The 26824-nt window shown below is 69.2% G+C and carries 24 protein-coding genes; 11 read left to right on the top strand and 13 right to left on the bottom strand.

Annotation, left to right across the window (positions count from 1 at the left end; all coding sequences use genetic code 11):
• Window positions 1–4: 4 nt before the first annotated feature.
• The 3 genes from ACFOD4_RS15845 to ACFOD4_RS15835 form a co-directional block, all read right to left on the bottom strand.
• Window positions 5–724 (bottom strand): NAD-dependent deacylase, encoded by a 720-nt coding sequence (locus ACFOD4_RS15845; protein WP_379597931.1) that lies wholly within the window; start codon window positions 722–724, stop codon window positions 5–7.
• Between the two features lie 174 nt (window positions 725–898).
• Window positions 899–1480 carry an RNA 2',3'-cyclic phosphodiesterase gene (thpR, locus tag ACFOD4_RS15840; RefSeq protein WP_379597930.1) on the bottom strand — a complete coding sequence of 194 codons (582 nt, stop codon included), beginning with the start codon at window positions 1478–1480 and terminating at the stop codon, window positions 899–901.
• A gap of 6 nt (window positions 1481–1486) precedes the next feature.
• Window positions 1487–2092, bottom strand: coding sequence for an arylesterase (locus ACFOD4_RS15835; protein WP_379597928.1), 606 nt, complete (start codon window positions 2090–2092; stop codon window positions 1487–1489).
• A 67-nt stretch (window positions 2093–2159) separates the two neighbouring features.
• Here ACFOD4_RS15835 and ACFOD4_RS15830 point away from each other — a divergent pair, with 67 nt between their 5' ends.
• From ACFOD4_RS15830 to ACFOD4_RS15815, 4 genes are all read left to right on the top strand, one after another.
• The gene (locus tag ACFOD4_RS15830; RefSeq protein ID WP_379597926.1) at window positions 2160–2891 is read left to right on the top strand and encodes an ABC transporter ATP-binding protein; all 732 of its coding nucleotides are present in this window, start codon (window positions 2160–2162) and stop codon (window positions 2889–2891) included.
• Window positions 2888–5386, top strand: coding sequence for an ABC transporter permease (locus tag ACFOD4_RS15825; protein WP_379597924.1), 2499 nt, complete (start codon window positions 2888–2890; stop codon window positions 5384–5386). Before ACFOD4_RS15830 ends, ACFOD4_RS15825 begins: the two co-directional genes overlap by 4 nt.
• Before the next feature lie 83 nt (window positions 5387–5469).
• Window positions 5470–5973 carry a nucleoside deaminase gene (locus tag ACFOD4_RS15820; RefSeq protein ID WP_379597922.1) on the top strand — a complete coding sequence of 168 codons (504 nt, stop codon included), beginning with the start codon at window positions 5470–5472 and terminating at the stop codon, window positions 5971–5973.
• A 73-nt stretch (window positions 5974–6046) separates the two neighbouring features.
• Window positions 6047–6832: a Bax inhibitor-1/YccA family protein gene (locus ACFOD4_RS15815; protein WP_379597920.1), complete on the top strand. Its 786-nt coding sequence runs from the start codon at window positions 6047–6049 to the stop codon at window positions 6830–6832.
• Between the two features lie 109 nt (window positions 6833–6941).
• On the opposite strand, the gene ACFOD4_RS15810 is transcribed toward ACFOD4_RS15815, so the two are convergent.
• The 4 genes from ACFOD4_RS15810 to ACFOD4_RS15795 form a co-directional block, all read right to left on the bottom strand.
• A complete protein-coding gene (locus ACFOD4_RS15810; protein ID WP_379597919.1) occupies window positions 6942–7571 on the bottom strand; it encodes a CarD family transcriptional regulator in 630 nt (209 codons plus the stop codon).
• 212 nt (window positions 7572–7783) lie between these two features.
• A complete protein-coding gene (gene fdxA / locus ACFOD4_RS15805) occupies window positions 7784–8116 on the bottom strand; it encodes a ferredoxin FdxA (protein ID WP_379597918.1) in 333 nt (110 codons plus the stop codon).
• Between the two features lie 124 nt (window positions 8117–8240).
• The gene (locus ACFOD4_RS15800) at window positions 8241–8540 is read right to left on the bottom strand and encodes an RNA-binding S4 domain-containing protein (RefSeq protein WP_379597916.1); all 300 of its coding nucleotides are present in this window, start codon (window positions 8538–8540) and stop codon (window positions 8241–8243) included.
• Window positions 8541–8563: 23 nt separating this feature from the next.
• A complete protein-coding gene (locus ACFOD4_RS15795) occupies window positions 8564–11413 on the bottom strand; it encodes a helicase-related protein (RefSeq protein WP_456316907.1) in 2850 nt (949 codons plus the stop codon).
• A gap of 174 nt (window positions 11414–11587) precedes the next feature.
• Here ACFOD4_RS15795 and ACFOD4_RS15790 point away from each other — a divergent pair, with 174 nt between their 5' ends.
• Window positions 11588–12754: an MFS transporter gene (locus ACFOD4_RS15790; RefSeq protein ID WP_379597913.1), complete on the top strand. Its 1167-nt coding sequence runs from the start codon at window positions 11588–11590 to the stop codon at window positions 12752–12754.
• Here ACFOD4_RS15790 and ACFOD4_RS15785 read toward each other — a convergent pair whose 3' ends face one another.
• A complete protein-coding gene (locus ACFOD4_RS15785; RefSeq protein WP_379597911.1) occupies window positions 12755–13624 on the bottom strand; it encodes a metallophosphoesterase family protein in 870 nt (289 codons plus the stop codon).
• A gap of 557 nt (window positions 13625–14181) precedes the next feature.
• A complete protein-coding gene (gene acnA / locus ACFOD4_RS15780) occupies window positions 14182–16878 on the bottom strand; it encodes an aconitate hydratase AcnA (RefSeq protein WP_379597910.1) in 2697 nt (898 codons plus the stop codon).
• Window positions 16879–16971: 93 nt separating this feature from the next.
• Between acnA and ccmA the strand changes: the two genes are divergently transcribed.
• Both ccmA and ccmB read left to right on the top strand, forming a co-directional pair.
• The gene (gene ccmA, locus ACFOD4_RS15775) at window positions 16972–17577 is read left to right on the top strand and encodes a heme ABC exporter ATP-binding protein CcmA (protein ID WP_379597908.1); all 606 of its coding nucleotides are present in this window, start codon (window positions 16972–16974) and stop codon (window positions 17575–17577) included.
• A complete protein-coding gene (ccmB, locus tag ACFOD4_RS15770) occupies window positions 17574–18224 on the top strand; it encodes a heme exporter protein CcmB (protein WP_379597907.1) in 651 nt (216 codons plus the stop codon). The genes ccmA and ccmB overlap by 4 nt, the downstream gene beginning before the upstream one ends.
• A gap of 9 nt (window positions 18225–18233) precedes the next feature.
• Here ccmB and ACFOD4_RS15765 read toward each other — a convergent pair whose 3' ends face one another.
• From ACFOD4_RS15765 to tsaD, 4 genes are all read right to left on the bottom strand, one after another.
• The gene (locus ACFOD4_RS15765; RefSeq protein ID WP_379597905.1) at window positions 18234–19304 is read right to left on the bottom strand and encodes a GGDEF domain-containing protein; all 1071 of its coding nucleotides are present in this window, start codon (window positions 19302–19304) and stop codon (window positions 18234–18236) included.
• Window positions 19305–19397: 93 nt separating this feature from the next.
• On the bottom strand, window positions 19398–20384 hold the full coding sequence (locus ACFOD4_RS15760) for an NAD(P)H-dependent glycerol-3-phosphate dehydrogenase (protein ID WP_379597903.1): 987 nt from the start codon (window positions 20382–20384) through the stop codon (window positions 19398–19400).
• Window positions 20385–20388: 4 nt separating this feature from the next.
• Window positions 20389–21216, bottom strand: a complete 828-nt coding sequence (locus tag ACFOD4_RS15755; protein ID WP_379597902.1) for a 23S rRNA (adenine(2030)-N(6))-methyltransferase RlmJ — start codon at window positions 21214–21216, stop codon at window positions 20389–20391.
• Window positions 21213–22280 carry a tRNA (adenosine(37)-N6)-threonylcarbamoyltransferase complex transferase subunit TsaD gene (tsaD, locus tag ACFOD4_RS15750; RefSeq protein WP_379597900.1) on the bottom strand — a complete coding sequence of 356 codons (1068 nt, stop codon included), beginning with the start codon at window positions 22278–22280 and terminating at the stop codon, window positions 21213–21215. Before tsaD ends, ACFOD4_RS15755 begins: the two co-directional genes overlap by 4 nt.
• 111 nt (window positions 22281–22391) lie before the next feature.
• Between tsaD and hemC the strand changes: the two genes are divergently transcribed.
• The 4 genes from hemC to ACFOD4_RS15730 all read left to right on the top strand — a co-directional run bounded on the left by hemC (window position 22392) and on the right by ACFOD4_RS15730 (window position 26811).
• Entirely contained in the window at window positions 22392–23387 is a 996-nt protein-coding gene (hemC, locus tag ACFOD4_RS15745) for a hydroxymethylbilane synthase (protein WP_379597899.1), read from the top strand.
• Window positions 23388–23413: 26 nt separating this feature from the next.
• Window positions 23414–24133: a uroporphyrinogen-III synthase gene (locus ACFOD4_RS15740; RefSeq protein ID WP_379597898.1), complete on the top strand. Its 720-nt coding sequence runs from the start codon at window positions 23414–23416 to the stop codon at window positions 24131–24133.
• A 201-nt stretch (window positions 24134–24334) separates the two neighbouring features.
• Window positions 24335–25573, top strand: coding sequence for a COG4223 family protein (locus tag ACFOD4_RS15735; RefSeq protein ID WP_379597896.1), 1239 nt, complete (start codon window positions 24335–24337; stop codon window positions 25571–25573).
• Complete coding sequence (locus ACFOD4_RS15730; protein WP_379597895.1) at window positions 25573–26811, top strand: heme biosynthesis HemY N-terminal domain-containing protein; 1239 nt, start codon at window positions 25573–25575, stop codon at window positions 26809–26811. The genes ACFOD4_RS15735 and ACFOD4_RS15730 overlap by 1 nt, the downstream gene beginning before the upstream one ends.
• Window positions 26812–26824 lie beyond the last annotated feature (13 nt).

Below are 26824 nucleotides of genomic sequence, written 5' to 3'. Positions count from 1 at the left end.
GGCATCATCGCAATGAGGCCAGCAAGGCATCGACAAAGCGCGGCACTACCTCGGTGGCTGGTCCGTGATGCGCTTCATCGAACAGGTGGCTGCCGGCGCTGGGTTCCAGGTTCAGTTCCACCGTCCGTGCCACGCCTGAAAGGGCCGCCACAAATCCGGCCGCTGGATACACCAGGCCGGAAGTGCCGATCGAGAGGAAAAGGCGGCATTGCTCCAGCGCAGCCTCGATCCGGTCCATGCCCATCGGCATCTCGCCGAACCAGACGATATCGGGCCGCAGACCCCCCGTGTTCCCGCAGCCGGGGCAGGGGGTGTCGGTAGCGAGATCATCCTCCCAGTCGGCAACCTGGCTGCACCGCGTGCAGCGGATGCGGCGGAGGGAGCCATGCATCGGCAGCAGCCTGTCAAGTTGGTCGGGCATGGCGCGGTGATGCAGGTCGTCCACGTTCTGCGTCACCAGAAGCGCCGGGGCTGGCCAGGCGGCGACCAGCCGGGCGAGGGCATGGTGGGCCGGGTTGGGCTGCACGGCCGGGTCGCGTAGCTGGGCACGGCGGGCATTGTAGAAGCCATGCACCATCTCGGGATCGCGTGCGAAGGCCTGCGGCGTCGCCACATCTTCCACCTTGTGCCCGGCCCAGAGCCCGCCATGACCCCGAAAGGTCGCCAGGCCGGATTCGGCGGAAATACCGGCGCCGGTGAGGATGATGAGCGGAGGATTAGCCATGTGGTCCAGGGTGGTGCACGGCCGGCAGGCCGTCAAACCCTCGACCTTTGTTCATGATCCAGACCAACCGGGCTGCACCCGTCGCGGGCTTCAGCCTGCGCGAAGCCCTTGATGGGCAGAGCTTGGCGGGACAGGCTCGGCCGGAAGCGGGTCCGGCCGCCGGGCCCGCTTGCCTCAGAACCTCGCCTGGCGCGGCAGCGGCGCCGGAGAAGCGCCTGGCTCTTCCAGCGGGTAATCCACCTCGGGCTCGTAATGCGCCTGCTCCTTGCCAAGCAGCGAGGAGTACAGGCGGAAATGCTCTACCTGCATGGGATTCGGGCGGAACAGATTGTGCGCCTGGACGAAGCCGATCAGCTTGTCGGGGGCTGCCTTGTCGGTCCGGGCCAGGGTGATGTGGGGCGCGAAGCGGCGACGCTCCGGCGGCAGCCCGGCGCGCTGCAACGCCTGCTCGACCTTGGACTGAAGGTGCAGCAGCCTTTCGCCCCGTTCCACCTTCACATGCAGCGAGGTCAGGCGCCCCGCCTTCTCGAACAGATCCAACCCGGCGAGCTGCACCTCGAAGGGGCGGGCGCGGATGGAGGCCAAAGCCTCATCCACTTCATCGGCCTGCCAACCTTCGATCTCGCCGATGAAGCGCAGCGTCAGGTGGTAGTTCTCGGGCGGCACCCAGCGGGCGCCCTGGATGCCGCCGGCAAGGCCGGCCAGCTCTTCCCGCAGTTGCTCCGGTATGGGCAGGGCAACGAACAATCGTGGCATGGCGGGTCAACCTCCCTGCACCTTGGACAGAAGCTCCTGCACGGAGGGGAGCATGCGACGTGCCACCTCCTCGACCCCGCGCGGATTGGGATGGATGCGGTCCGGCTGGTTGAGCGATTCCTCGCCCGCCACACCGTCCAGCAGGAAGGGATAGAACACCGCTTCGGGGTGTTCCCGGTGCAGCCGCTCAAAGGTGCCCCGGAATTCTCGGCCGTAATCCGCCCCCAGATTCGGTGGCGCCAGCATGCCTGCCAGCAGCACGGGCATGCCGCGCTGCTTCAGCCTGGTCATGATGTCGTTCAGGTTGGCATAAGTGTCCGCAGGAGGCACCGCACGCAGCCCGTCATTGCCGCCCAGTGCCACGATCACCGCCCGGGGATTGTCGGCCAGGGCCCAGTCCAGACGCGAACGACCGCCGGCGGTGGTGTCCCCCGAAACGCCGGCCGCGACGATCTGGGCCGGTGTTCCGGCAGTCTCCAGCGCCGCTTGCAGGCGAACGGGCAGGGATTGCTCGCGCGGCAGCCCATATCCGGCGGTGATGGAATCCCCCAGCATCATGATCCGCGGAGGTCCGCCCGCCGCCCCGGTCTGGCCCGAAGCGGACGGCGTCAACGAAAGAATTATCCCGATACCGAGCGCAGACCTTAGCAGCACGTCCCTTCGGCCATATCTGCCCTGCATGTTCGACGCGCCGAATGCCATCCGATCCCCCGCTGCAGGCCCCCCCAAGGGGAGGCATCGCGACACGACCCTCATCGAGGCCCGCGGTCTCACCTTCAAGGTGGCGGCGGCGGGGGGTGAGGTCAACATCCTCCGCGGAGTCGATCTTGCGGTGCAACAAGGCGAGGCGGTGGGGCTGGTCGGCCCGTCCGGCTCCGGCAAGACCAGCCTGCTCATGCTGCTGGCGGGCTTGGAGCGACCCTCAGGCGGCACGCTGCACGTCGCGGGGGAGGATTTGGCCCGGCTGGACGAAGACGCGCTGGCGCGGTTCCGCCGCGACACCCTCGGCATCGTGTTCCAGTCCTTCCACCTGGTGCCGACCATGACGGCGCTGGAGAACGTTGCCGTGCCGCTGGAGTTCGCCGGACGTCGCGACGCCTTCGACCGTGCGCGCTCGGCGCTGGAGCGGGTCGGTCTTGGCCACCGGCTGGATCATTATCCCGGCCAGCTTTCAGGGGGCGAACAGCAGCGCACCGCTCTGGCCCGCGCGGTGGTGGCCGAGCCCCGCCTGCTGCTGGCGGACGAACCCACCGGCAACCTCGACGGCGCCACGGGGCAGAAGGTCATGGACCTGCTGTTCGGCCTGCGCGAGCAACTTGGAATGACGCTGGTGCTGATCACCCATGACCCGGCGGTGGCGGGGCGTTGCGGCCGGCAGATCCGCATGTCCGACGGACAACTCAGCGCATGATGCAGACACTGGCCCTCGGCTTCCGCTTCGCGCGGCGCGAGCTGCGCGGCGGCATCAAGGGGCTGCGCATCGTGCTGGCCTGCCTGGCGCTGGGTGTTGCTGCCATCACCGCCGTGGGCACGCTACGCGCGGCGACGCAGGCGGGCCTCGCCGCTGACGGAAGCCGCATCCTGGGCGGTGACCTTCAGGTGGCCATGTCCTACCGGCCGATGCCCCAGCCGGTGCGGGACTGGATCACCGGGCAAGGCGCACGCCTTGCCGAGATCGTCGAGATGCGGGCCATGGCCGTGGCCGATTCCGGCGAACGGACCTTGGTGGAGCTGAAGGCGGTGGACGGCAGCTACCCGCTCTACGGCGAACTGGCACTGGAGCCGGCAGGGGCGCTGCCGAAGGGCGCCGTGGCGCTCGATCCGCTGGTGGCCGAGCGTCTCGGTCTCGCGCATGGCGACACGGTGCGGCTGGGCGAGGCTCGGCTGCGCTATGCCGGCACCGTAGCGCAGGAGCCCGACAAGGTGGCGAGCCCCGCCATCCTTGGCCCGCGCGCCATGATCAAGTTGGGCGACCTGGCGGCCACGCAGCTGATCCAGCCCGGATCGCTGGTGCAGTTCCAGTACAACATCGCCCTGCCGCCCGGTGCCTCGGAGGCGGATTTCGCGCGCGGCCTGCGCGAGCGGGGCGACGGCGGCTGGCGCATCCGCTCGGCGGCCGAGGCTTCGCCAGGGGTGAACCGCTTCCTGGACCGTGCGGCATCCTTTCTGACGTTGGCCGGACTGACGGCGTTGCTGGTGGGCGGCATCGGCGTGGCCACCGGAGTGCGTTCATGGCTCGACCAGCGGGCGCGCACCATCGCCACGTTACGCTGCCTCGGCGCACCCGCCCGACTGATCTTCGTCACTTACCTGATTCAGGTCATGGTGCTGTCGGCGCTCGGCATCCTGATCGGGCTGGTCGCCGGGCAGGGTCTTACCGTGCTGGGTGCCCATGCCTTGTCATCCGTGCTGCCGGTGCCACCGCGGCTGGGGATCTACCCCCTGCCGCTGGCGCAGGCGGCGCTGTATGGCATGCTGACGGCGCTGGTTTTTGCCCTCTGGCCGCTGGGCCGGGCGCGCGAGATCCCCGGTGCCGCCCTGTTCCGCGACGCGGTGCAGCGCAGTGCGGGATGGCCGCGCCTGTCGCTGCTGCTCGCCAATGGTGCCGCCGTACTGGCCCTGGTGGCGCTGGTGGTCGGCACAGCCGAGCAGCGTGGCTTCGCGCTCGGCTTCTGCGGCGCCGCGATTGGCACGTTGCTGCTGTTCCGGCTCGGTGCCTGGGGACTGGCCGCCTTTGCGCGGCGGCTACGCGGCGTGCGCCGGCCTTCGCTGCGGCTGGGGCTGGCCAATCTCCACCGGCCCGGTGCGCCCACCGCGCTGATGCTGGTCAGCCTTGGCATCGGGCTGACGACCTTGTCGGCCATCGCCATGATCGAAGGCAATCTGCGCCAGCAGATCCAGGGGCAGATGCCGGACCAGGCGCCGAATTTCTACTTCATTGATATCCAGAGCGATCAGGCGGAACGCTTCGACGCTGTGGCGAGGGCGCAGCCCGGCGTTACCGAGGTCCGGCGCGTGCCGTCGCTCCGGGCCCGCATTGTGTCGATCAAAGGGGTGCCGGTGGGCCAGGCGGTGGTCAGCGAGGAAACGCGCTGGGCCCTTCAGGGCGATCGCGGCCTGACCTATGCCGCCAGCCCGCCTGAAGGCACCCGCCTGTCGCGCGGCGAATGGTGGGCGCCGGATTATAACGGTTCGCCATTGCTGTCGCTGGACGAGAGGCTGGCCGCGGGCTGGGGACTGGCGTTGGGCGACGAGATCACCGTCGATGTTCTGGGCCGCGAGGTGCCGCTGAAGCTAGCCTCGACCCGTCAGATCGAATGGCAGGGGCTGGGGCTGAACTTCACCCTGATCGCGTCGCCTGGGCTGCTGTCGGCGGCGCCGCATACCCACATCGCAACGCTGCGCGGCGATGCGGCACGGGATTCTGCTACCTTGCGCGCTGTAACGGATGCCTTTCCCAACGTGTCCGGCATCCGGGTCCGGGATGCCCTGGAAGCTGTGGCGGGTCTGCTGCAGCGGATGGGTACGGCGATCTCGGCGGTGGCGTCCGTGACGCTGGCGGCCGGTGCCCTTGTTCTGGCGGGTGCGATGGCGGCCGGGCAGCGGGGACGCGTGCGCGATGCGGTGGTGTTGAAGGTAGTCGGTGCCACACGGGCGCAGATCCGCCGGGCCTGGTTGGTGGAGTTTGGGCTGCTCGGCGTGACGGCCGGATGCATCGCCGCCCTGTGCGGCACCTTGGCCAGCTGGGCGGTAGCACGCTACGTTATGCGGACGGACTGGGTGTTTCTTCCGTTCACCCTGGGGATCACCGTGATCGGCTGCACCTTGCTGACGCTGGCCTTGGGCTATGCCGGCACGGCACTGGCCCTGCGAGCGAGGGCCGCGCCATTGCTGCGGAATGAATGAGCGGCAAGAAATGGTTGTGCTGAGGTTTCATTATTCAGTCTGAGGTTGTATCACCGGGCGTGGGAAAATCACGCTAAGTTGACATGACCGATAGCCTAACCGAGATCGACGAAAACCTGCTGCGTCGCGCCTTCAAATTGGCGCAGCAGGCGCGGGAGCAGGGTCACCGCCCCTTCGGCACCGTGGTGGCCAGCGCCGGCGGACGTATTCTGGCGGAAGGCGGTTCCGGTGGCAGTTCCACCCGGGTGCTGGAGCACTCGGAAATCAACACTCTCCGAGCGCTGGAGGCGGCTGGCACTGGGCGGTCGGTCCTGGCGAGTGCCACCATTTACTGCTCGGCTGAGCCCTGTCCCATGTGCGCCGGCGCCATCTTCGAGAGTGGCATCGGACGCGTGGTTTATGGCTTTTCGCTCAATGCCGTCTTGCGGCTGCGCCGCGAACAAGGGGAAAAAGGCCTTTCCCTCAGCTGCCGTGCCGTGTTGCAATCAGCTGACCACCCGCCCGGGATCATCGGCCCGTGCCTGGAAGACGAGGCTTCGGCGGCACATCGCGAATACTGGACGCGACCGATGCGGGAATCCCATTGAAACAGATTACGAATAGTCCATATTAAGCCGTGATCTGCGCGGATCCTCCGCGCCGTCAGGAGTTCTCAACCCTATGGCATCTGGTCCTGACTACCGCTACCCGACCGGCATGACGGGGTGGGGCCGCACGGCAACCGCCGATGCGGCTGCCATCGACGCAGGCCTGCGGAGCTACATGCTCCGTGTTTACAATTGGATGGCGTCCGGTCTGCTGCTGACCGCCATTGTCGCCTACCTGATCGCGAACACCGGCGCGGCCGACCTGTTCTACACCCGCGTCATGACACCGCGCGGCGCCGCGACCTCGCCCACCATTCTGGGCTTTGTCGCCATGCTGGCACCGCTCGGCTTCGTGCTGGCCCTGTCGTTCGGCATCAACCGGATGAGCAAGGGCGCGGTGCAGGGGCTATTCTGGCTGTTCTGCGCCACGATGGGCGCGTCCATGGCGAACATCTTCGCCGTGTATGTGGGCACCTCCATCGCCACGACCTTTGTGATCACCGCGGGCATGTTCGCCGCCGTCAGCCTCTACGGCTACACGACCAAGGCGGACCTGACCAAGCTCGGCACGTTCATGATGATGGGCCTGATCGGCATCATTCTGGCGAGCCTGGTGAACATGTTCGTGGGCTCCTCGGCTCTGCAGTTCGCCATCAGCGTGATCGGCGTCGTTGTGTTCGTGGGCCTCACTGCCTACGACACCCAGCGGATCAAGGCGGATTACGTCGAGTATGCCTATGCTGAGGGCACGGACATCGCCGCCAAGCGCAGCGTGTTCGACGCGCTCAGCCTGTACCTGAACTTCATCAACCTGTTCCAGCTGCTGCTGCAGTTCATGGGCGTCCGCCAGCAGGATTGATGCGGCCAGAGCGGTGACGAGGCGCCGGTTCGATCCGGCGCCCCGGAACGACGAAGCCCCGGGAGGCACGGCCTCTCGGGGCTTTTTCATGCGCGCTTGCCAGGGCGGATCAGCCCTTGAGATGCTCCAGCAGCTTGTTCATGGCGCCGTTCTTGTCGGTCCCGTCGATGGCCGCGACCTCGGCCGCCAGGCGGTCCATCGCCAGCTCATAGATCTGCCGCTCGGAGAATGACTGGTCAGGCTGGCCGGCATTGCGGTGCAGGTCCCGCACCACCTCGGCGATCTGCACCGGGTCTCCGCTGTTGATCTTCTGCTCGTATTCCTGGGCCCGACGGGACCACATGGTGCGCTTGATGCGAGCGCGGCCCCTCAGCGTTTCAAGCGCCTCGCCCATCATGTTGGTGCCAGCGAGTTTGCGGAGGCCGGCGGAGGCCGCCTTGTTCAGCGGCACCCGCAAGGTCATGCGGTTCTCCTCGAAGGTGACGATGATCACCTTGAGCTCGGTGCCGGCCACCGCCATGCTCTCGATGCCTTGCACCTGCCCGACGCCATGGGTGGGGTAGACCACATGGTCGCCGGCCTTGAACTCCTCGCCACGGTTGCCGAGTGGCTTGGGCGGCGGGGCAGGACGGGCGGGGCCTGCGGCGACGCTTTCGGTCGGCGAGGGTTCCTGGCTTTCCGCCATGCCGCGCCGGGCGGCGGCCGGAGGGGAGGATTTCGCGCCGGCGGGTGGCTTCATTCCGCTTTCAACTCCTGCGAAAGTCTGTCACAGAGGCCGCGCCGGTGCCGGGCGTGCTGCGGATCATTGTCCGCCTTCCGCCCCCGGGCCGAACGCGGCAGCGTATGACCATGGGAAATGGTGCGAGCCCGCTGGCCCGCAACCGTCACCAAGGCGGAACCTATCACGAAAAGGCGGCAGCGTCACCTTGCCGGACAAGCCGGCCGGGTGCCTCAGGGTTTGCCGGGATTGGTGCTCAGCAGCGCGCGCTTGTCCGGCTTGCCGTTCCATTCCTCGGCATCGGCGGGAGCCTCGCCTTTGCGGGTGATGTTGGGCCAGACCTGAGAATATTCGCGGTTAACCTCGGCCCAGTCTGCGGCACGGTCATCGCTGTCAGGCAGAATGGCCTCGGCCGGGCATTCCGGTTCGCAAACGCCGCAATCGATGCACTCGTCGGGGTGGATGACCAGGAAGTTCTCGCCGACATAGAAGCAGTCGACAGGGCACACCTCGACGCAATCCATGTACTTGCAGCGAATGCAGTTCTCGGTGACGACATAGGTCACGGCCGGGTTCCTCAGGCAGATCCACAGAACGCGCCGAAGGCGGAGCGCGGGGCAGAGATGGACTGTGCGGCGGCATGACGCAACCGCGATTGTGCGCCGCGGGGGCATGGCACCACGGAGCGATTCACGACCCTTGCGGGGTCAGGTCCTCGTAGAGGGTCCGCGCTTCCGGGGCAGGGCCCCGCCGCTCGGCCAAGGCTTGAACGCGCCAGACCTTGACGATCCCCCGCTCCGACCCGCCAAGCGCCAAAGTGATCACATCGCCTACCCGCAGCTTGGCATGCGGCTTGTCCACCGGCTGGCGGTTCAGCCGCAGAGCACCACGCTCCACCAGCCTGCTGCACTCGGCGCGGGTCTTGGCCACCCGCGCGCACCAGAGCCACTTGTCCAGTCGCTGCCAGTCCCGGTCTTCGGCTTCAACCATGGGTCAGGCGCGGTGTGCGCGCATCAGCCCTTGTCGAGCTTGAGGCGCGCCAGCACCGCGAAGGGGCTGTCGGGGTCCGGTCCTTTGTCCTTCGACCCGGTGAAGCTGTAGGAGCGAGGCTCGGAACGGTCCTCGCGCGGCGGGCGGCGGTCGCCCCGCGGTGGACGGGGCCCGCCCTTGTTCTGGAACCGGGGGCCCCCTTCGCCCTCACCACGGGGAGGGCGCGGCCCACCCTTGCCCTGGAAGCGTGGTCGTCCGCGATCCTGACGCGGGGCCTCGGCACCTTCCGGCTGGGGGATGGCGGCGGCGTCGCCCTGTGCCTCCTGGCCCTCCACAGGGGAAGCGTCGCGGTTCGGCCCACGATCCTGGCGACCCTGGCGCGGGCCGCGCTCCGCGGATCCGGGCCGGGCGCCTTGGCGTTGGTCGGGACGGCCCCCGCGGCGGAAGCGAGCGCCGCGATCTTCCCGCCGGGCCGACACCATGGCCGGTCCAGGCGGCCCAAAGGCGTCCTCGGCCAGTGGCTCGGCCGGCATCAGGCGGAAGCCCAGGCTCTGCAACACTTCCGGCAGGATATCGGCCTTGACGCCGAGGCGGCTGGCTACGTCCGGCGGCAGCATGGCGGGGGCGCGGCGGGTGAGGTGGCCCAGCTCCCCGGCCACCCGCTCGGCGACATCGAGGCGCAGCAGCACCGGACCCGCAGGCACCCAGCCCATGGTTTCGGCAAAGCCCTCCGGCCAGCCTTCCGGCGGCGGCACGGAAACCAGTCCGCCGCCTGGGACCACCGGCACATCGCATTCGGCCTTGAGCGCCCAGAGCTGCGCACGCAGCACCATCGGCTTGGGCTTCAGCATCTCCGGCAGGTAGAGCGCGAAGCGGCCGGCGCGGATACCGATGCCCTTGAGCTTCTGCCGCAGCTCGGGATTGACCTCCGCCTCGGTCCCGCCGGGCATCAGCCCCAGATACTCGCGCAGGCGGAAAGCAGGGCCGCGCAGCGTGTTGTCCTCGGCGGCCTTGGCCTCCACGGCGTCGAGCGCGGCCAAGTCGCGCTTCACCATGGCCTCGAGCCAAGTGGCCAGCTTCTCCCGGATGCGCTCACGCTGCGCCCCGTCGAGGAACTCGGATTGCAGCACCTCGATCAGCGGCTTGTCCGGGGTGGGGCCGGGTCGCAGTCGTGCGACCTCGTCACCATTCCAGGTGATGCGGTGGTTGGGCGTCAGGGCGAAGGCGTCGTCGGACGCCGTTTCCAGATCAGTCACGCGCTTTGGCATCTCACTTTGCAAGGCACGGCGGGCAGCACGCAGGACGAGTTTGCGCTCTTCCTCATTACCCGCAGCGGCATCGGGTTCAAACATGAAACCGGTGACATGGCCAACTCCATGGCCTTCCACCACGACCTCTCCCTGCCGGGTCACGGCGGAAAGCAGTTCCTCGGCACTGTCATCGAGCCGGCGGATCAGGTGGGCGGCGCGCCGGTCCACGAAGCGGGCGGTCAGCCGCTCGTGCAGCGCATCGCTCACCATGTCCTCGGCGGCGCGGGCTTCGTTCTGGTAGCGGGCGGCATCGCGCAGCCAGTCAGCGCGGGCAGCGATGAAGGCCCAGACACGGATGGCCGAGAGCCGCGTCATCAGCGTGTCGATGTCGCCCTCGATCCGGGCGCACAGGCCGATCTGCTGGCCGACCCAGTCGCCGGGCAGATGCCCGTCCTTGATCAGGTGAGTGAAGATGCGACCGCAAAGGCGGGTGTGGCTGTCATCGGCCAGCTTGCGGAAATCCGGCACCTGGCAGGTTTCCCACAGCAGGCGGGTACGGGATCGGCTGTTGGCCAGCTTCCGCACCTCCTGCTCCCGCGCCAGGTGGGAGAGGGTGATGTGGTCCGTCGCGTCGTGCCCTCGCGCCAGTCCGGGCACTGGCGGCGGCGCGGCCAGGCTGTCGAGCAGCGCGTCGGGACCAGTGAAATCCAGGTGGGAGTTACGCCAGGCCAGGGTCGTCAGGGTCTCGAACTGGTGGCCTTCGATCTTGTCCACCATCTCGGCCGGCAAGGGAGGGCATTCGGCGGTGGAGCCGAAGGTGCCATCCCGCATGCCGCGGCCAGCCCGCCCGGCGATCTGGGCCGCCTCCTGCGCCGCCAGCGGGCGGGGGCGGTGGCCGTCGAATTTCTGCAAGGAGGCAAAGGCCACATGGTCCACATCCATGTTCAGCCCCATGCCGATAGCGTCGGTCGCCACCAGGAAATCCACCTCGCGGTTCTGGTACAACGCCACCTGGGCATTGCGTGTGCGGGGCGACAGGCGGCCCATCACCACCGCGCAGCCGCCACGTCGGCGGCGGATGGCCTCTGCGATGGCGTAAACCTCTCCGGCCGAGAAAGCGACCACGGCCGAGCGTGGCGGCAGCCGGGTGAGCTTGGCGGGGCCAGCATAGGAAAGCTGCGACAGGCGCGGCCGCGTTTCGACCTCGGCCTGCGGGATCAGCCGCTGCAGCAGCGGGCGGATGGTCTCGGCGCCGAGAAACATCGTTTCCACCAGACCCCGGGCGTTCAGCAGCCGGTCGGTGAAGACATGGCCGCGATCCGGGTCGGCGCAGAGCTGGATCTCGTCCACCGCCACGAACTCCACCCTGCGGTCCAGCGGCATCGCCTCCACCGTGCAGGCGAACCACTTGGCGCCCGGCGGGACGATCTTTTCCTCCCCCGTGATTAGCGCGACATGGCGCTCCCCCTTTACCGCCACCATGCGGTCGTAATTCTCCCGCGCCAGCAGCCGCAGGGGAAAACCGATGATGCCGGAGGCATGGGCCAGCATCCGGGTGATCGCCAGGTGGGTCTTGCCGGTGTTGGTCGGGCCGAGGACGGCTTTCACCCTGGCCGGAAACATCGCGGAGGAAGACAGGGAACCGGCGTCGGCAGACAGGGCGGTATCGCGCATCGCCTGCCTTGTGTGGCGCTTCGCGGCCGCACATGCAACGGGTGCGGCCATTTCTCCTCTGTGTCCAGGGCCGTGCCCGGCCCTGGCGGCGGCGCTACGCCCGGTGCAATCTGCCCCGAGATCATGCCCCCCGACTCCGCCGCCCCACCCTTTCAGCGCCTGCGCCACATGGCGCTGATCGGCGCGGTGTTTGCCGCCATCGGCGTGGTGCAGCCCTTTCTGCCAGCTTACCTGGCGCTGCGGGGCCTGAATGCCGAGCAGGTGTCGCTGGTGCTGGCCCTGGGGGCGGCAGTTCGATTGCTGGCCGGGCCGGCGGGCGGGCGGCTGGCCGATGCGCTCGGCGATCCACGGCTGCTGATGGCGTTGCTGGCGGGGACGGCGGTGCTGGCGGCGCTGGGGTTCGGATGGGCGGCGGGCCTGGCGGGCTTCGTGGTGGCGCAAATGGCTCTGAACATCGCCATGGCGCCGCTTACGCCCCTGGCCGACGCGCTGTCCCTGGCAGCTGCCCGGCGTGGCGGCTTCGATTACGGACCGGTTCGCGCGGCCGGGTCCATCCTCTACATGGCCATGGCCGTGGTAACCGGCTGGCTGGCAGGCCGCTTCGGCCTCGGCATCCTGCCCTGGCTGGTGGCGGTGGCACTGGGTGCGGCGCTGCTCTCGATTCTTGTGCTGCCCAGGGCTCCGGACAGGGCGGCGCGGCGTGGCGTACGGGGCGGCGTGCTCGCGGCGCTGCGCCTTCCCGGCTTTGCCCGGCTGCTGCTGCTGTCCGGGCTGATCCAGAGCAGCCACGCCGCCTATTACGCCTTCAGCAGCATCCATTGGGGCGCGGTGGGCCATGCTCCGGCCACGATCGGCCTGCTCTGGGGCCTCGGAGTGGTAGGGGAGATCGCGCTGTTCCTGTTCGGGCAACCCGTGATCCGCCGTCTGGGCCCGGCCGGCATGGCCGGATTGGCGGCCTCAGCTGGGATCGTGCGCTGGCTGGGCATGGGCTTCACCGACTGGCTGCCTGCCTTGGTGCTGCTGCAGACCCTGCATGCGCTGAGCTTCGGCGCGCAGCACCTTGCGGCCATGCACCTGATCCAGCGCCTGGTGCCGCCCCATCTGGCCGGTACGGCGCAGAGCCTGCACGCCGCGCTGGGGGTAGGACTGCTGATGGGGGCGATGACCTGGCTGTCGGGGCCGCTCTATGCCGCATGGGGCAGCGGCGTCTTCACCGCCATGGCCGTGCCTTGTGCCCTGGCGTTGCCCTTGGCGGCCACCCTGCGCCGCGCGGAGCCGCGTGGGCGGTGATCAGGCCTGGGCGGCCTCGCTCCGCGCCAGCTCCTGCGGGGCAGGCCCGACAGGAATGGCGCCGGCGAGCGGCCAGGACGGCGTGCCGGCATCACGCCATCGCTCGCCATCCCAGCGACGGGGCTCGATCCGCACATCGTGGCCGTGCACACAGATGCGGTTGTAGGCGTTGGGCTCCCCCCGGAGCCGGGTGGAAATGGCGGAGCCCGCCTGCACCACCAGCAACTCGTCCGGGTGCCCGCCGGAGGCCGGCGCGCCACGATGCAGCCGCACATAGCCGCGGTGCAGGTGCCCGGACAGGATCAGCCGCACCCCTGCCTTCTGCAGCAGTTCCAGCGCCGGGGCGGCACGGGCGGCCAGCGGAGTGTCCGGCTCGTCCTCCGGCGCCAGAAACGGATGGTGCGCGACGACGATGCGGAACAACCCTGGCGGAAGATCCTCCAGCCGTTCGAGCAGCCGCTTGAGCCGGCCCTTCTTGACCCGGCCTTCTTCCCAGGAGAAGTGCCAGCCGCCGCGGACCACGGTGTTCAGGCCGATCACTGCCAGGTGCCCGTCCCGCCACACCGGCTCGGTCTTGCCGCCGATGAAGCGCCGCCAGCGGCCGAAGGGATCAAGGAAGCGCTCCCATGGCCAGTAGTTGGTGATGTCGTGATTGCCCGGCACCACCACGACGGGAGCCTTCAGCGCATCCAGAAATCGCCGCGCAGCACGATACTCGCGGGCCCGCGCCCGCATGGTCAGGTCGCCGCTGACCACCACCACATCGGCAGGATCCTCGTTCAGGGTGGCCAGCAACGCTGTCGCCGCGGCCTCGTCCACGCGCCCGTAATGCAGGTCGGAGATGTGGTCGATACGGCGGGACGGGATCATGCGCGCGGTCCATCCTTTCAACGTGGGTCCAGGAGCAGCAACGCCCGGTCGAGGCGGATGGATGCGGCGCGTCGAACCGTCAAGCTGCGGGAGAAGGGCCGGCCTCGGTCAGGGTGCGGCTACGACCCAGGAAGGCGTTCGGGCCGCCAGAGCAAAGGTTCCCGCTGGTGTCGTGCTGCGCGTGACACATTATTTTGCTGGCGTTCAGGACTTCTTCATCGATGGAGCGGATCCTATGTCCATCAACGATGAAAGGAGACCGGTGTCATGTCCTGGAACATGCATCCGCAGCCCATCAATCCCCGCAACCTGCTCCGTGGCCTTCTGGAACTGCCTTGGAACGCGCCCCTGTTCGGGCCGATCCGTCTGAAGCGCCCCAACGATTGAGCTGGCCGGCAGCGGCCCGGGAGCCTCGCCTGTGCCTTCGCATGGGTAGGAGGGTCCGACCGCGTCGAGACGATCCTGCAATGAAAAAGGCCGGCGGAAGCGCCGGCCTTTTTGCTGCTGAGGCTGATTGATGCCCGACGGCCGGGGAAAGCTTCCCCGGCCCTGAAGGATCAGGCGGCCTTCGCCATGTTGCGCAGCACGTAGTGCAGGATGCCGCCGTTCTTGTAGTACTCGACCTCGTCGGCCGTATCGACGCGGCACTGCACCTCGGTTTCCGTGGTGCTGCCATCCGGGCGATGGATGACGAGCTTCAGGATCATCCGCGGCTTCAGTTCCTCGAGGCCGAGGATGTCGATGGTTTCCTCGCCCGTCAGCTGCAGGGTCTCGCGGTTCTCGCCCGGCTTGAACACCAGCGGCAGCACGCCCATGCCCACCAGGTTCGAGCGGTGGATGCGCTCGAAGCTCTCGGTGATGACCGCCTTCACGCCCAGCAGGAAGGTGCCCTTGGCCGCCCAGTCACGGGACGAGCCGGTGCCGTACTCCTTGCCGCCGAAGATCACCAGCGGGGTGCCCTCGGCCTTGTAGCGCATGGCCGCGTCGTAGATCGGCATCACGTCGCCCGAAGGCTGATGCTTGGTGATGCCGCCCTCGATGCCTGGCACCATCTCGTTCTTGATGCGGATGTTGGCGAAGGTGCCGCGCATCATGACCTGGTGGTTGCCGCGGCGGGCGCCGTAGCTGTTGAAGTCCGCCTGCCGCACCTGATGCTCGCCCAGGTACTCGCCGGCCGGGGAAACCTTCTTGATGTTGCCGGCCGGAGAGATGTGGTCGGTGGTGATCGAGTCACCGAGCTTGGCCAGCACACGGGCGCCCTGGACCGAGGCGATGGGCCGCGGCTCGGCGTCCATGCCCTCGAAATAGGGCGGGTTCTGGACGTAGGTGGAGCCCGAGTTCCAACGATAGGTGTCGGACCCGGCATCGACGCGGATCGCCTGCCACTGCTCCGGGCCCTTGAAGACGTCGGAGTAGCGGCTCTGGAACATCTCGCGCGTGACCACGGCGGCCACGGTGTCGTTGACCTCCTTCTGGGTCGGCCAGATGTCCTTCAGGTAGACCGGCTGGCCGTTCGAGCCGGTGCCGATGGCTTCCTTGGTGACGTCGAGGTTGATCGACCCGGCCAGGGCGTAGAGCACCACCAGCGGCGGGGAGGCCAGGTAGTTGGCGCGCACGTTCTGGTGCACGCGGCCCTCGAAGTTGCGGTTGCCCGACAGCACCGAGACGGCAACCAGCTTGTTGTCCTCGATCGCGTCGACGATCGGGTCGGGCAGCGGGCCGGAATTGCCGATGCAGGTGGTGCAGCCATAGCCGACCGTCTGGAAGCCCAGCGCGTCGAGGTGCTGCGTCAGGTCCGCCTTGTTCAGGTAGTCGGTCACCACCTGGGAACCGGGCGCCAGGGAGGTCTTGACCCAGGGCTTCGGCTTCAGGCCCAGCGCGTTGGCCTTCTTCGCCACCAGGCCCGCGGCCACCAGCACGTAGGGGTTCGAGGTGTTGGTGCAGGAGGTGATGGCAGCGATCACCACGTCGCCATGGCCCAGATCGAAGTTCGAGCCGGTCACGGGCACGCGCAGATCGGCCTTGTCGCCGGGCACGCCGAGGTTGCCGGAAGCCAGCTCCTTGGCGAAGGCGGGGGCGGCATTGTCGAGCGAGACGCGGTCCTGCGGGCGCTTCGGGCCGGCCATGGACGGCACCACCGTCGCCATGTCCAGCTCCAGCGTGTCGGTGAACACAGGGTCGGGCTGGCCTTCCTCGCGGAACATGCCCTGGGCCTTGTAGTATTCGCGCACCAGGTTGATGCGGTGCTCGTCGCGGCCGGACAGGCGCAGGTAGTCCAGCGTCACCTCATCGACCGGGAAGATGCCGCAGGTCGCTCCGTACTCGGGGGCCATGTTGCCGATGGTCGCGCGGTCGGCCAGTGCCATGTCGGCGAGGCCGGGGCCGTAGAACTCGACGAACTTGCCCACCACACCCTTCTTGCGGAGCATCTGGGTCACCGTCAGCACCAGATCGGTGGCGGTGACGCCCTCGCGCAGGCGGCCATGCAGCTTGAAGCCGATGACGTCGGGGATCAGCATGGCGATCGGCTGGCCGAGCATGGCCGCCTCCGCCTCGATGCCGCCCACGCCCCAGCCCAGCACGCCGAGGCCGTTCACCATGGTGGTGTGGCTGTCGGTGCCGTAGCAGCTGTCAGGGTAGGCGAAGGTTTCGCCGGCGTCGGTGGCGGTCCAGACGCCCTGCGCCAGGTATTCCAGGTTCACCTGGTGGCAGATGCCGGTGCCGGGGGGGACGACGCGGAAGTTGTTGAACGCCTCCTGGCCCCAGCGCAGGAACTCGTAGCGCTCGCCGTTGCGCTCGAACTCGATGTCGACGTTGGTCTGCAAAGCGCTCGCCGTCGCCGAGACATCGACCATGACAGAATGGTCGATGACGAGGTCGACGGGCACCAGCGGGTTCACGCGGCGCGGGTCGCCGCCCAGCTTGGTGATGCCGTCGCGCATCGCGGCCAAGTCCACCACGGCAGGGACGCCGGTGAAATCCTGCATCAGGATGCGGGCGGGGCGGAAGGGCACTTCCTTCTCGCTCTTGCCTTCCTTCACCCATTCGGCGATCGCTTCCGCGTCCTTCACCGAATAGGCGCGGCCGTCCTCGTGACGGAGGACGTTCTCCAACAGAACCTTCAGGCTGAAGGGCAGGCGGCTCACATCGCCGATGCTCTTCGCCGCCTCGGGGATGCTGAAGTAGTGGTAGGTCTTGCCGTCAACCGCCAGGGAGCGACGCGCCTTCAGGCTATCCTGCCCGATCATCCGCATGGTCCGGGGTCCCCTCGAATATTTGCTGCGAACGGGGAGGCTTATTACACGCTCTGCAAGCCCGGTCTATCGGGCCGAAGGGGTTCGTGTGCCTTGCTGGAAGCCAGAGATATTGCAGTGTTGCGCGGCGAAAGGATGGTTTTCGCAGGGCTCGGCCTGCGCGTCGCGCCGGGCGAGGCGGTGGTGCTGATTGGTACCAATGGCGCGGGAAAATCGACTTTGCTGCGCACGCTTGCAGGATTGCTGACACCGGCTGCCGGGGACATCCTCTGGCAAGGCGAAAACGTTGCCGACGACCCCGCTGCCCATGCTGCCCGGCTGCGCTACCTTGCCCATGCCGATGCGCTGAAAGCAGGGCTGACCGTCGCGGAGAATCTGGCCTTCTGGGCACGGATCTGGGGTGGTGCGCCGCGCGAGGCTCTGGAGGCCCTGGGTCTGGAACCGCTCGCCGAGCTACCCGCGCGCATGCTCTCGGCCGGACAGCGGCGGCGGCTCGCCCTGGCGCGGCTGGTGCTCGCCCCCTGTCCCCTCTGGCTGCTGGACGAGCCCTCGGTCGGGCTGGACGCCGCATCGGTTGATCGGCTAGGCGGCCTGCTGCGGCGGCATCGGGCGCAGGGCGGCATGGTGGTCGCCGCGACCCACGTGCCGCTGCCGCTCGATGCGGTGCGGGAGCTGCGGCTGGAAGGCTATGGCGCATGATGGCCCTGCTGCGCCGGGAGATGCTGCTGGCCGCCCGCCATCCGGCCGACACGCTGGCCGCCGTGCTGTTCTTTCTTCTGGTGACGGCGCTGTTTCCTTTTGGTGTCGGCCCGGCGCCCGACATGCTGGCACGGCTGGCGCCGGGCGCCCTGACGGCTTCCGCCCTGCTGGCGGCGCTGCTGCCCCTGGAGCGGCTCTTCGCCGCCGAGGCCGAGGACGGGTCGCTCGACCAGCTTCTGTTGTCGGGCCTGTCGCGGACGGAGATCGCTGGCGCCAAGGCGTTGGCGCATTGGCTTTGCACGGGGGGGCCACTTCTGCTGGCCACGCCGGTGGCCGGCGCCATGCTGAACCTGCCAACCGAAGCCTGGCCGGTGGCAATGCTGGCCCTCGGCCTGGCGACAATGTTTCTGTCATTGCTGGGCACGGCAGGGGCGGCGCTGACACTGGGCGCGCGGCGGGGCGGGGTGCTGCTGCCGCTGCTGGTGTTGCCACTGGCCATTCCGGCGGTGATCTTCGGCGCGGCAGCCATTGAGGCGGCGGCCGGTGCCGTTTCGCCGCGGCCGTTCCTGTTGTTGCTGGCCGCGCTGGTGGTGGCGGCCCTGCCGCTGGCGCCGCTGGCCGCGGGTGCCGCGCTCAGGGGCGACTAGGGCCGGGCTTCAGGCGGCTTCACGTGGGCTGGCTCGACTGCCATCGGTCACCACGCGGTCGCGTCCCTGCGCCTTGGCGCGGTACAACGCCGCATCGGCCCGCCGCAACGCGGCCGCGATCGGGCGGCCCGTGGACCAGATGGCGATGCCGGCGCTGAGCGTGGCGCAGCCTGCCACCGGATGCGGCTCCCCGGCCACAGCCTGACGCAGGCTTTCGGCGAGGGAAGCGGTGCCGGTGGCGTCGTCGAGCACAACCAGCAGGAACTCCTCGCCACCCCAGCGGCCAAGCCGGGCGCCGTCCGGCAGGGCCTGTCGCATGCGGCGGGCCAGCAGGGCCAACAGGTCGTCGCCCACCAGATGGCCGAAGCGGTCGTTCACCGCCTTGAAGTGATCCAGGTCGAGCAGCGCCAGCCCGACCCGGCGTCCGCCCCGCCCCGCCAGGCTGCGCAGCAGCCGCTCCAGCCCGCGGCGGTTGGGCAGGCCGGTCAGGGTGTCGGTCAGGGCCGCACTCTCCATGTCACGGGCGATCTCCGCGGCGCGTTCGTAGCGGGCATTGATCAACGTGATCAGCGACAAGGCGCCAAGAATGAGGCCGTGCGCCGCATAGGCATGAAACAGCAGCATGGCCGCGCCGGGGGGCAGGGTGGCACCCGGCCAGACCACCAGTGGCGGCAACAGCGAGGATCCGAACAGCGTGCCCGCCGCAATCAGCGCCACACGCCTCTCAAACAGCACAAAGGCCACCACATACAGAAAGGGCAGCCAGATCAGCAGTGAGGCGGCGTGGTAGAGGCCGAAATTCCCCGGCGCGAGGAGAGAGGCTGCCAGCTTGCTCAGGAAGTAGATGCCCAGAATACCATAGGTCGCCAATTCGATCGCCGCGCGGCGGTGAGGCAGCCAGTGCAGCAGCAGCGGCCCTGTTGCGCACAAGGCGACCATCGCGGGATAGGCAATCTGGTCGAGGCCCGACAACAGGCCCAGCCTCGCTTCCAGCGCCCAAAGGGCCAGCGTCACCACCATCCCAAACAGGAACAACAGGGTGACCACCGTGCAGCGGTGGCGTTGGAACGATCCGTCCATCCAGGCCTTTCCGGAGTCGGTGACGGACGCGGCAATCATCCCGCGCCCGGACCTGCATAGCCTGCTCCGCTCCGGTCGCCTATGCGGAACGCGCTAGATCCCTTCATGGCGGCGCGGCCGCGACAGCAGGTTGCCCATAGCGCCGGCCATGTCCGCCTGCCCCGACAGCACGGCGCTGACGGCCGCGGCGATCGGCATGTCCACCCCGGCGGCATCGGCGCGGGCCAGCAGGGCGGGAGCGGTAGCGACGCCTTCCGTCACGCTGTTGCGCCCGGCCAGGATGGCGGCCAGCGCCTCCCCGCGACCCAGCGCCAGGCCCAGCGAGAAGTTGCGGCTACCTGCGCCGGTGCAGGTCAGCAGCAGGTCACCCAGGCCCGACAGTCCACTCACCGTCTCGGCCCGCCCCCCCAGCGCCTGCGCAAGCCGAGCCATTTCCGACAAGCCGCGTGTCACCAGCGCCGCGCGGGCATTCTCGCCCAGACCGGCGCCGATCACCGCCCCGGCGGCAATGGCGATGACGTTCTTGGCAGCGCCGCCCACCTGCGCCCCTACCGGGTCGTCCTGTCCGTAGAGCCGGAACCCCGGGGTGGCCAGGCGCGCTGCCGCATCTTCACGCAGCGCAGCATCGGTGCTGGCGATCACGGCGGCGGCAGGCAGGCCGTCGGCGACCTCGACGGCGAAGTTGGGGCCCGACAGGATGCCGGAACGCAGGCCGGGCCGTCGCAGGGCCAGTGTTTCCAGCGGCAGGCGCAGCCCGTCCCGCGTCACGCCCTTGGCCGCCACCAGGGTGGGCGGCAGGGACGGGAAGCCTGCCAGCACCGCCGCCATGTGCTGCGCCGGCACCACCAGCAGGGCGAGGCCCGCGCCGTCGAGCGCACGCTCGGCATCGGCGGTGACCTCGATCTCCTCAGGCAAAGAACGGCCCGGGAGGTGCGCGGCGTTTTCCCGCGACTGCTGCATCGCCGCGGCCCGGTCGGCGTCCCGCGCCCATAGCGCCACTGGTCCGGCCCCCGCCCGCGCGGCCTGGATGGCAAGCGCCGTGCCCCAGGCACCGGCGCCGATCACCGCGACCTTGTTCATTGTTCTATTCCTCGGCCAGACGCGTGATGGCGAAGCCCTGCCCAGGCGCGCCTTCACCCAGGTGCTCCAGCAGGGTGGCCAGAATGGCACGTGCCTCCTCCTCGAATTTCCAGGGCGGGTTGACCACCACCAGCCCGCAGCCGTTCAGCCGCTGCGGATCGGTGGGCTCGCGCAGCCACAGCTCGCAGGCCAGGATGTCGCGCACGCCGCTCCCGGCCAGGGCGGTGTGGAAGGCACGCACGGGCGCGCGGTGCTTCACCGGGTACCAGTGAGCCTGCACGCCGGCACGGAAGCGATGCGCCACCAGCGCCACCGCCTCCGCCAGGCGCTCGAACTCGCCCTCCACCTCGAAGGGCGGGTCCACCAGCACCAACCCGCGTTTCTCGGCGAAGGGGGTAAGGGCGGACAGTGCTTCCCAGGCATCCCGCTTGTGCACCGCCGTTTGCGGGTCACCGCGGAACAGGGTGCGGAGGGTGGCGCTGTCCTCCTCATGCAGCTCGCACAACATCAGCCGGTCCCGTGCGCGCAGCATCATGCGGATCAGCGCCGGGCTCCCTGGGTAGCGGGGCGGAAAGCCGGCGCGGCGCACCAGGTCGAGCCAGGGCGCCAGGGGGCCATCTGTGATGTCCAGCAGCCGGCCGACCCCACGCTTCCATTCGCCGGTGCGCTCCGCTTCGGCGCCATCGAGGTCGTAGGCGCCGATGCCGGCATGGGTGTCGAGGACCCGGAAAGGCGTGCTCTTCACCGCCAGCCGTCCGATCAGCGCCACCACCAGCGCGTGCTTCATGCAATCGGCGAAGTTTCCCGCATGAAAGGCGTGGCGGTAGTTCATGCCGCCCGCTCCGGTTCCGCGGAGGGTGCCGCCAGTTCGGCCAGGGGCCAGCGCGGGCGGGGCGCGTGGTCGAGCGGGTCGGTCCAGCCGGCGCGCAGCCGCTCGATGCCGGCCCAGGCGATCATCACCGCATTGTCGGTGCAGAGGCGGATAGGGGGTGCGATCAGCGGCAGCCCCGCCCGTGACGCCTCGGCGGCCAGTGCCGCACGCACCGACTGGTTGGCCGCGACGCCGCCGGCCACCACCATTGCGGTGGCTCCCGGTAACATGCCCAGGGCATTGCGTGCCCGGTCGGCCAGGACCGCGGCGACCACGCGCTGAAAAGCAGCGGCGAGGTCGGCGCGGTCCTGGTCGGTCGCCAGCTTCGGGATGGACTGCGCCACGGCGGTCTTGAGCCCGCTGAAGGAGAAATCGCAGCCCGGTCGGCCCAGCATGGGACGGGGCAGGTGAAAACGGGTAGGATCGCCAGACGCCGCGAGCTTTTCCAGGGCCGGACCGCCAGGCCAGGGAAGGCCCATCAGCTTGGCGGATTTGTCGAACGCCTCGCCCACCGCGTCATCCAGGGTGGAGCCGAGGCGGCGGTAGCGGCCAAGCCCTTCCACCGCGACGCACTGGCAGTGCCCGCCGGACAGCAGCAGCAGCAGATAGGGGAAATCCACCCCACCTTCCACCAGCCCGGGCAGCCGCGCTGTCAATGCGTGCCCTTCCAGGTGGTTCACCGCCACAAAGGGCAGGTTATGCGCGATGGCCATGCCCTTGCCAAAGGTGGCACCGACGATCAGCCCGCCGATCAGCCCCGGTCCGGCTGTCGCGGCGATGCCGCCAAGATCTGCAGGGCCGATGCCTGCTTCCCGCATCACCTGATCCGCCAGGGCCGGAAGATGCGCAAGGTGAGCCCGTGCCGCGATTTCCGGTACCACCCCGCCATAGGGCGTGTGCTCGGCGAGCTGGCTCCGCACTGCTTCGGCCAGGATCGTGCCGTCAGGCGCCAGCAGGGCCGTCGCGGTCTCGTCGCAGCTTGCCTCCAGGCCCAGCACCGGTCCCCTGATCAACGCCCTCTGCATCCGTTCCAGTCTTTCCGTATCCGAGGCGTGGTTCTATGACGCCGCCATGTCCCTTGCCCACCCCGTCCCGCCGCTTGCCCCGGTGGGAAATGCCGCGACGGTCCGCTTCTGATGTCCTCCGGCTCCGCCACGGCTCAGCCGGTCCGCGCCCACGCCCATCGCACGCTGCCGCTGCGCGTCGGTACGCGCGGCTCGCCGCTCGCGCTCTGGCAGACCCGCACCTTTCTGGAGCGCGTGCTGCATTTCTGCCCGGTGCTGCGCAACGCCCGGGCCTTCGAGGAGCACGTCATCGCCACCTCGGGCGACCGCATCCAGGATAAGCGCCTCGCGGATATCGGCGGCAAGGGGCTGTTCGCCAAGGAGATCCACGAGGCCTTGCTGGATGGCCGGATCGATTTCGCCGTGCATAGCCTGAAGGATCTGGAAACCGAGATGCCGCCCGGCATCGTGCTGGCCTGCGCCATGAAGCGCGAGGATGCGCGGGATGCGCTGGTGCTCGGCCCGGGGGCCGGTGAGCTGGTGGAAGGTGATCCCTATGGCACCGTTCCGGCCGGGGCACTGATCGGCACGGCGAGCCTCAGGCGGCAAGCCCAGCTGCTGCATGCCCGCCCGGATCTGCGGGTGGAGATGATCCGCGGCAATGTCGGCTCGCGCCTCGGCAAGCTGGAGAGCGGCGCCTTCCACGGTACGCTGCTGGCCTTGGCGGGTCTGCGCCGCCTGGGGCTAGAGCACCATGCCTCCGTGGTGCTGGACGCCGACACCATGGTGCCGGCTGCCGGGCAGGGCATCGTCGGTATCACCGTACGTGAAGCGGATGGTGAGCTGCGTGAGCTTCTGGGCGGCATCGAGGACCGTGAAGCGCGTGCCGTGTCCCGCGCAGAGCGGGCGCTGCTGGCGGCGCTGGACGGCTCCTGCCGTACGCCGATCGGTGGCCATGCGCGCCTGCTGCCGGACGGAAGGCTGCATCTGACGGGGCTGGTGGCGCGGCCCGATGGAAGCTTCCTGCTGAAGCGCAGCCTGCATGGCGACACCGCCGATGCGGAGCGGTTGGGGATGGAGCTGGGCGACAGCCTGCGCGCCGACAGCCCGGCCGATATTTTCGGCTGAGCCCTCGCCGGGATGGGATGCCGGGCGTGCTGATCACCCGGCCGGAGCCTGGCTGCTCGGAAACCGCTGCCGCTGTGGCGGCGCTGGGCTGGCGGCCCGTGCTGGCGCCCGCGCTGTTGCTGCGGTCCTGTTTTTCCCAGCCGGTGAGCGGGGTGCAGGCGATGATCCTGCCCAGCCGCGCCGCGGCCCGCGCCCTGGCGGGGCAGGCGGCGCCGGATATGAAAGTGCTGGCCGTGGGCCCTGGTACGGCCGCCGAAGCCCGCCGCTCCGGCTTCTCCGATGTCACAGAGGCCGCCGGCGACGCTAGCTCTCTGGCTGTGCTGGCGGCGCTGCGGTTGGACCCTGGGGCCGGGCCGTTGCTGCTGGCGGTGGGGCGCGGATACAGCGCCGAGTTGGCGACGGCGCTGCGCACTCACGGCTTCCGGGTACGGCGCCGCGTGGTCTACGAAGCGGTTGCCGCAGGTGGCATTCCCGAATCGGCGCAGGAGGCGCTGCGCCGCGGCGAGGTGGTGGCAGCCTTGTTTCTGTCGCCCCGTTCCGCCAGCCTGGCGCAGCGCCAGCTGCGAGACGCGGGACTTGCCGAAAACTTGCGCGATATCCGGGCGTTGGCCTTGTCCAGCCGGATCGTGAAGGTGCTGGCGGGCATGCCTTGGCGTGAGATCCGTGCTACGGCGAAGCCCGACTTCGCGGCGTTGCTGGCCCTGTTGGGCCCGGCGCCGGGACCGGACAGCGAGGGGCAGGAGTAGAAGATGAGCGACACACCGAAAGATGGCCCGAAGTCTGATCCTGGTCGCAACGGCCGAAAGGCGGGCAGGAACCGGCCAGAAGCCCAGATGCCCTCCGCTTCCGGTGCCGAGCCGCTCACTAAAGCCGATGGTCCGGCCGCTGTCACACCCCCGCCGCCGCCCGTTCAGCCCCAGAACACAGTTCAGGGAACGGAGAATTCGTTGCAAGCTCCGGCTTCGCCGCCAGGCGGCTCATCCACGGGCACGTCACAGGCCACTCCCGCTGCGGCACCGGCTTCGGGCACTGGTTCGGGCGGTGGCGCCCCGCCCATCCCGCCCAGGCCGCGTCCTGAAGGCGGTGCCACGCCATCTCGTCCCACTCCGCCGCCGGCCCGGCAGCCGGAGCGTCATGATCGTCTGGCGCTGCCCATCGCAGTGGTCAGCGGCATTGTCGCCCTGGCTGCGCTGGGGCTTGCGCTGGCCGATCGCGGCCGTGTGGAGGTTTCCCGGATCGAGGCGCTGGAGCAGCGTCAGCAGGCCTTGCAGCCCTTGCCCGGACAGCTTCAGGCGCTGCAGGGACCCGTGAGCCAGTCGGCCGAACGGCTGGCCGCGCTGGAAGGCACCCTGCGCGACGGCACCGCCACGCAGAACCAGCAGATCCAGTCCCTGGCGGCGCAAGTGGCCGCCCAGGCGAATGACCGCGAAGCTGTTCAGCGCGCCGCCGATACCCGGATCGCCGAGGCCGAGCGCAGCCTGGCGCAGCGCATCAGCGCCGCCGAGGCGCAGCTTGCGCAGCGCATTGCCGCGGCGGAGGCGGCATTTGGCCCGCGCTTTGTCGAGGTGGAAAGCGCCATGCGGCAGCGCATCGCCGAATCCGAGGCCGCCGCGCGGGACCGGCTGGCAGCGCGTGACCGGGAACTGGATGCGCGCTTCGAGAACCTCCAGCAGCGTGAAACCCGCCTGACCAGCGCCGAGCGGCGGTTGTCGCTGTTGATCGCCACCACAGCCACCGAAGGCGCATTGCAAGCCGGCCGCGAGCTTGGCCGCGCCCTGTCCTCTCTGCCGGGCGAGCCGCCCGCGGCCTTGCGCCGCTACGCCGCGCTGCGGCCGCCGACCGATGCGTCGCTGCGCCTGTCCTTTGAGGATGCGGCCCGGGCGGCGCTGGCACAGACGCAACCCTCCGCCCCGGGGCAGGGTGTCTGGGAATCGGCGGCTCAGCGCCTTGGAAACCTGGTGACGGTGCGGCGCGGCGACGAAGTCGTGTGGGGCGACGCCGTCAGTGGCGAGGTGGAGTCCGCCCGCCGGGCTCTCGAGGCCGGTGATCTGCGCGGCGCTGTGCGACGGGTGGAGGCCCTGCCGCAGCCAACCCGTGGTCCCATGGAGGAATGGTTGGACCAGGCCAAGGGGCTGGTCGCGGCGCGCGAGGCGATCGAGGCATTGCGCAACGGAGACCAGGGCTGATGCGCCGCGCCATCAAGCTTCTTCTTCTTTGCCTTCTTGTTGTCGGCATCGCCTGGGGGCTGATGCGGCTGGGTGGCATTGTCGAGTTCAGGGTTGGCGAGTTCTTCATCTCCCTGTCCCTACCCGTGCTGCTGATCCTGGCGGCGGTTGGCTTTCTTGTGCTCCACCTGCTGATCGTGGGCTTTCGCGCGCTGGTAAACTGGCCGGCCCGTGCCCGTGCACGGCGCGAGGCCCGCAACCGCGAAAAGGGCGAGGCGGCGCTGACCCGTGCGCTGGTGTCGCTGGCCGCCGGCGCGTCGGATGCGGCGCGGGGCGAGGTGCTGCGGGCCCGAAAGCTGATGGGGGACAGTCCGCACCTTCTGCTGCTGACCGCCGAGGCAGAGCGCATGGCCGGGCAGGAAGGCGCCGCTGCGGAGGCGTTCCAGGCCCTGGCCAAGCGCGAGGATTCGCGCTTCATTGGCCTGCGCGGCCTTTTGCGTCAGGCGATCCAGCGGCAGGACTGGCCGGAGGCACAGAAGCTGGCACGTGAGGCCGAGGCCGCACGGCCCGGCACCGCCTGGCTACGCGAGGAGCGGGCCGTGCTGGCACTGCGCACCCAGGACTGGCGCGAGGCGCTGACCCTGGCCGCCCCTGATACACCGCGCGCGCCGCTGGCGATGGCCGCCGCCGGGCAGGAACCCGAGGCGGCCCGCGCCGCCGATTTCGAGAAGCAGGCCTTTCAGGCCGATCCGGCCTTTGCTCCGGCGGCGGTGGCGCACTCCGCCCGGCTGCGGGCTGCGGGATCGGCTCGCAAGGCGCGAACCGTGCTGGAACAGGGCTGGCGTGCGGCACCGCATCCCGACATCGCGGAGGCTTATCTCTCCGACGAGCAGGACCCGTTGGGTCGTGTGAAGCTGGCCGAAGCGCTGGTGGCCGAGAACCGCACCCACCCCGAAAGCCGGCTGCTGCTGGCCCGGGTGGCGCTTGCCGCCGGACTGACCGGCCGTGCGCGCGCAGAGCTGGAGGCGCTGGCCGAGGCAGGTGCCGATCGCCGCGCCTACCTGCTGCTGGTTGAGCTGGAACAGGCCGAGCATGGTGAAGGGCCGGTGTTTCGCGAGGCCGAGGCGAAGTGGCTGCGTGCCGCCGCTGCGGCGCGGCCGGAACCTTCCTGGCGCTGCGCGCATTGCGGCAAGGTGCACAGGCAGTGGGAGCCAGTTTGCGACGGCTGCGGCACACCAGGGCGGATCACCTGGGGATAGCACCCCAGGCCAT

Origin of the sequence: Teichococcus globiformis (genome assembly GCF_042646265.1) — a bacterium.
In the GTDB taxonomy this organism is placed as follows: Bacteria; Pseudomonadota; Alphaproteobacteria; order Acetobacterales; family Acetobacteraceae; genus Pseudoroseomonas; species Pseudoroseomonas globiformis.
Note: the sequence above shows the minus strand (reverse complement) of the source record. Positions and strands in the feature narration are given on the sequence as shown.

Excerpts from the sequence above, each read along its gene's own strand:
- ACFOD4_RS15845 (WP_379597931.1), bottom strand. The coding sequence starts at position 724 with ATGGCTAATCCTCCGCTCATCATCCTCACCGGCGCCGGTATTTCCGCC.
- thpR (WP_379597930.1), bottom strand. The coding sequence starts at position 1,480 with ATGCCACGATTGTTCGTTGCCCTGCCCATACCGGAGCAACTGCGGGAA.
- ACFOD4_RS15830 (WP_379597926.1), top strand. The coding sequence starts at position 2,160 with ATGTTCGACGCGCCGAATGCCATCCGATCCCCCGCTGCAGGCCCCCCC.
- ACFOD4_RS15825 (WP_379597924.1), top strand. The coding sequence starts at position 2,888 with ATGATGCAGACACTGGCCCTCGGCTTCCGCTTCGCGCGGCGCGAGCTG.
- ACFOD4_RS15820 (WP_379597922.1), top strand. The coding sequence starts at position 5,470 with ATGACCGATAGCCTAACCGAGATCGACGAAAACCTGCTGCGTCGCGCC.
- ACFOD4_RS15815 (WP_379597920.1), top strand. The coding sequence starts at position 6,047 with ATGGCATCTGGTCCTGACTACCGCTACCCGACCGGCATGACGGGGTGG.
- ACFOD4_RS15810 (WP_379597919.1), bottom strand. The coding sequence starts at position 7,571 with ATGAAGCCACCCGCCGGCGCGAAATCCTCCCCTCCGGCCGCCGCCCGG.
- ACFOD4_RS15800 (WP_379597916.1), bottom strand. The coding sequence starts at position 8,540 with ATGGTTGAAGCCGAAGACCGGGACTGGCAGCGACTGGACAAGTGGCTC.
- ACFOD4_RS15795 (WP_456316907.1), bottom strand. The coding sequence starts at position 11,413 with ATGTTTCCGGCCAGGGTGAAAGCCGTCCTCGGCCCGACCAACACCGGC.
- ACFOD4_RS15790 (WP_379597913.1), top strand. The coding sequence starts at position 11,588 with ATGCCCCCCGACTCCGCCGCCCCACCCTTTCAGCGCCTGCGCCACATG.
- ACFOD4_RS15785 (WP_379597911.1), bottom strand. The coding sequence starts at position 13,624 with ATGATCCCGTCCCGCCGTATCGACCACATCTCCGACCTGCATTACGGG.
- acnA (WP_379597910.1), bottom strand. The coding sequence starts at position 16,878 with ATGCGGATGATCGGGCAGGATAGCCTGAAGGCGCGTCGCTCCCTGGCG.
- ccmB (WP_379597907.1), top strand. The coding sequence starts at position 17,574 with ATGATGGCCCTGCTGCGCCGGGAGATGCTGCTGGCCGCCCGCCATCCG.
- ACFOD4_RS15765 (WP_379597905.1), bottom strand. The coding sequence starts at position 19,304 with ATGGACGGATCGTTCCAACGCCACCGCTGCACGGTGGTCACCCTGTTG.
- ACFOD4_RS15760 (WP_379597903.1), bottom strand. The coding sequence starts at position 20,384 with ATGAACAAGGTCGCGGTGATCGGCGCCGGTGCCTGGGGCACGGCGCTT.
- ACFOD4_RS15755 (WP_379597902.1), bottom strand. The coding sequence starts at position 21,216 with ATGAACTACCGCCACGCCTTTCATGCGGGAAACTTCGCCGATTGCATG.
- tsaD (WP_379597900.1), bottom strand. The coding sequence starts at position 22,280 with ATGCAGAGGGCGTTGATCAGGGGACCGGTGCTGGGCCTGGAGGCAAGC.
- hemC (WP_379597899.1), top strand. The coding sequence starts at position 22,392 with ATGTCCTCCGGCTCCGCCACGGCTCAGCCGGTCCGCGCCCACGCCCAT.
- ACFOD4_RS15730 (WP_379597895.1), top strand. The coding sequence starts at position 25,573 with ATGCGCCGCGCCATCAAGCTTCTTCTTCTTTGCCTTCTTGTTGTCGGC.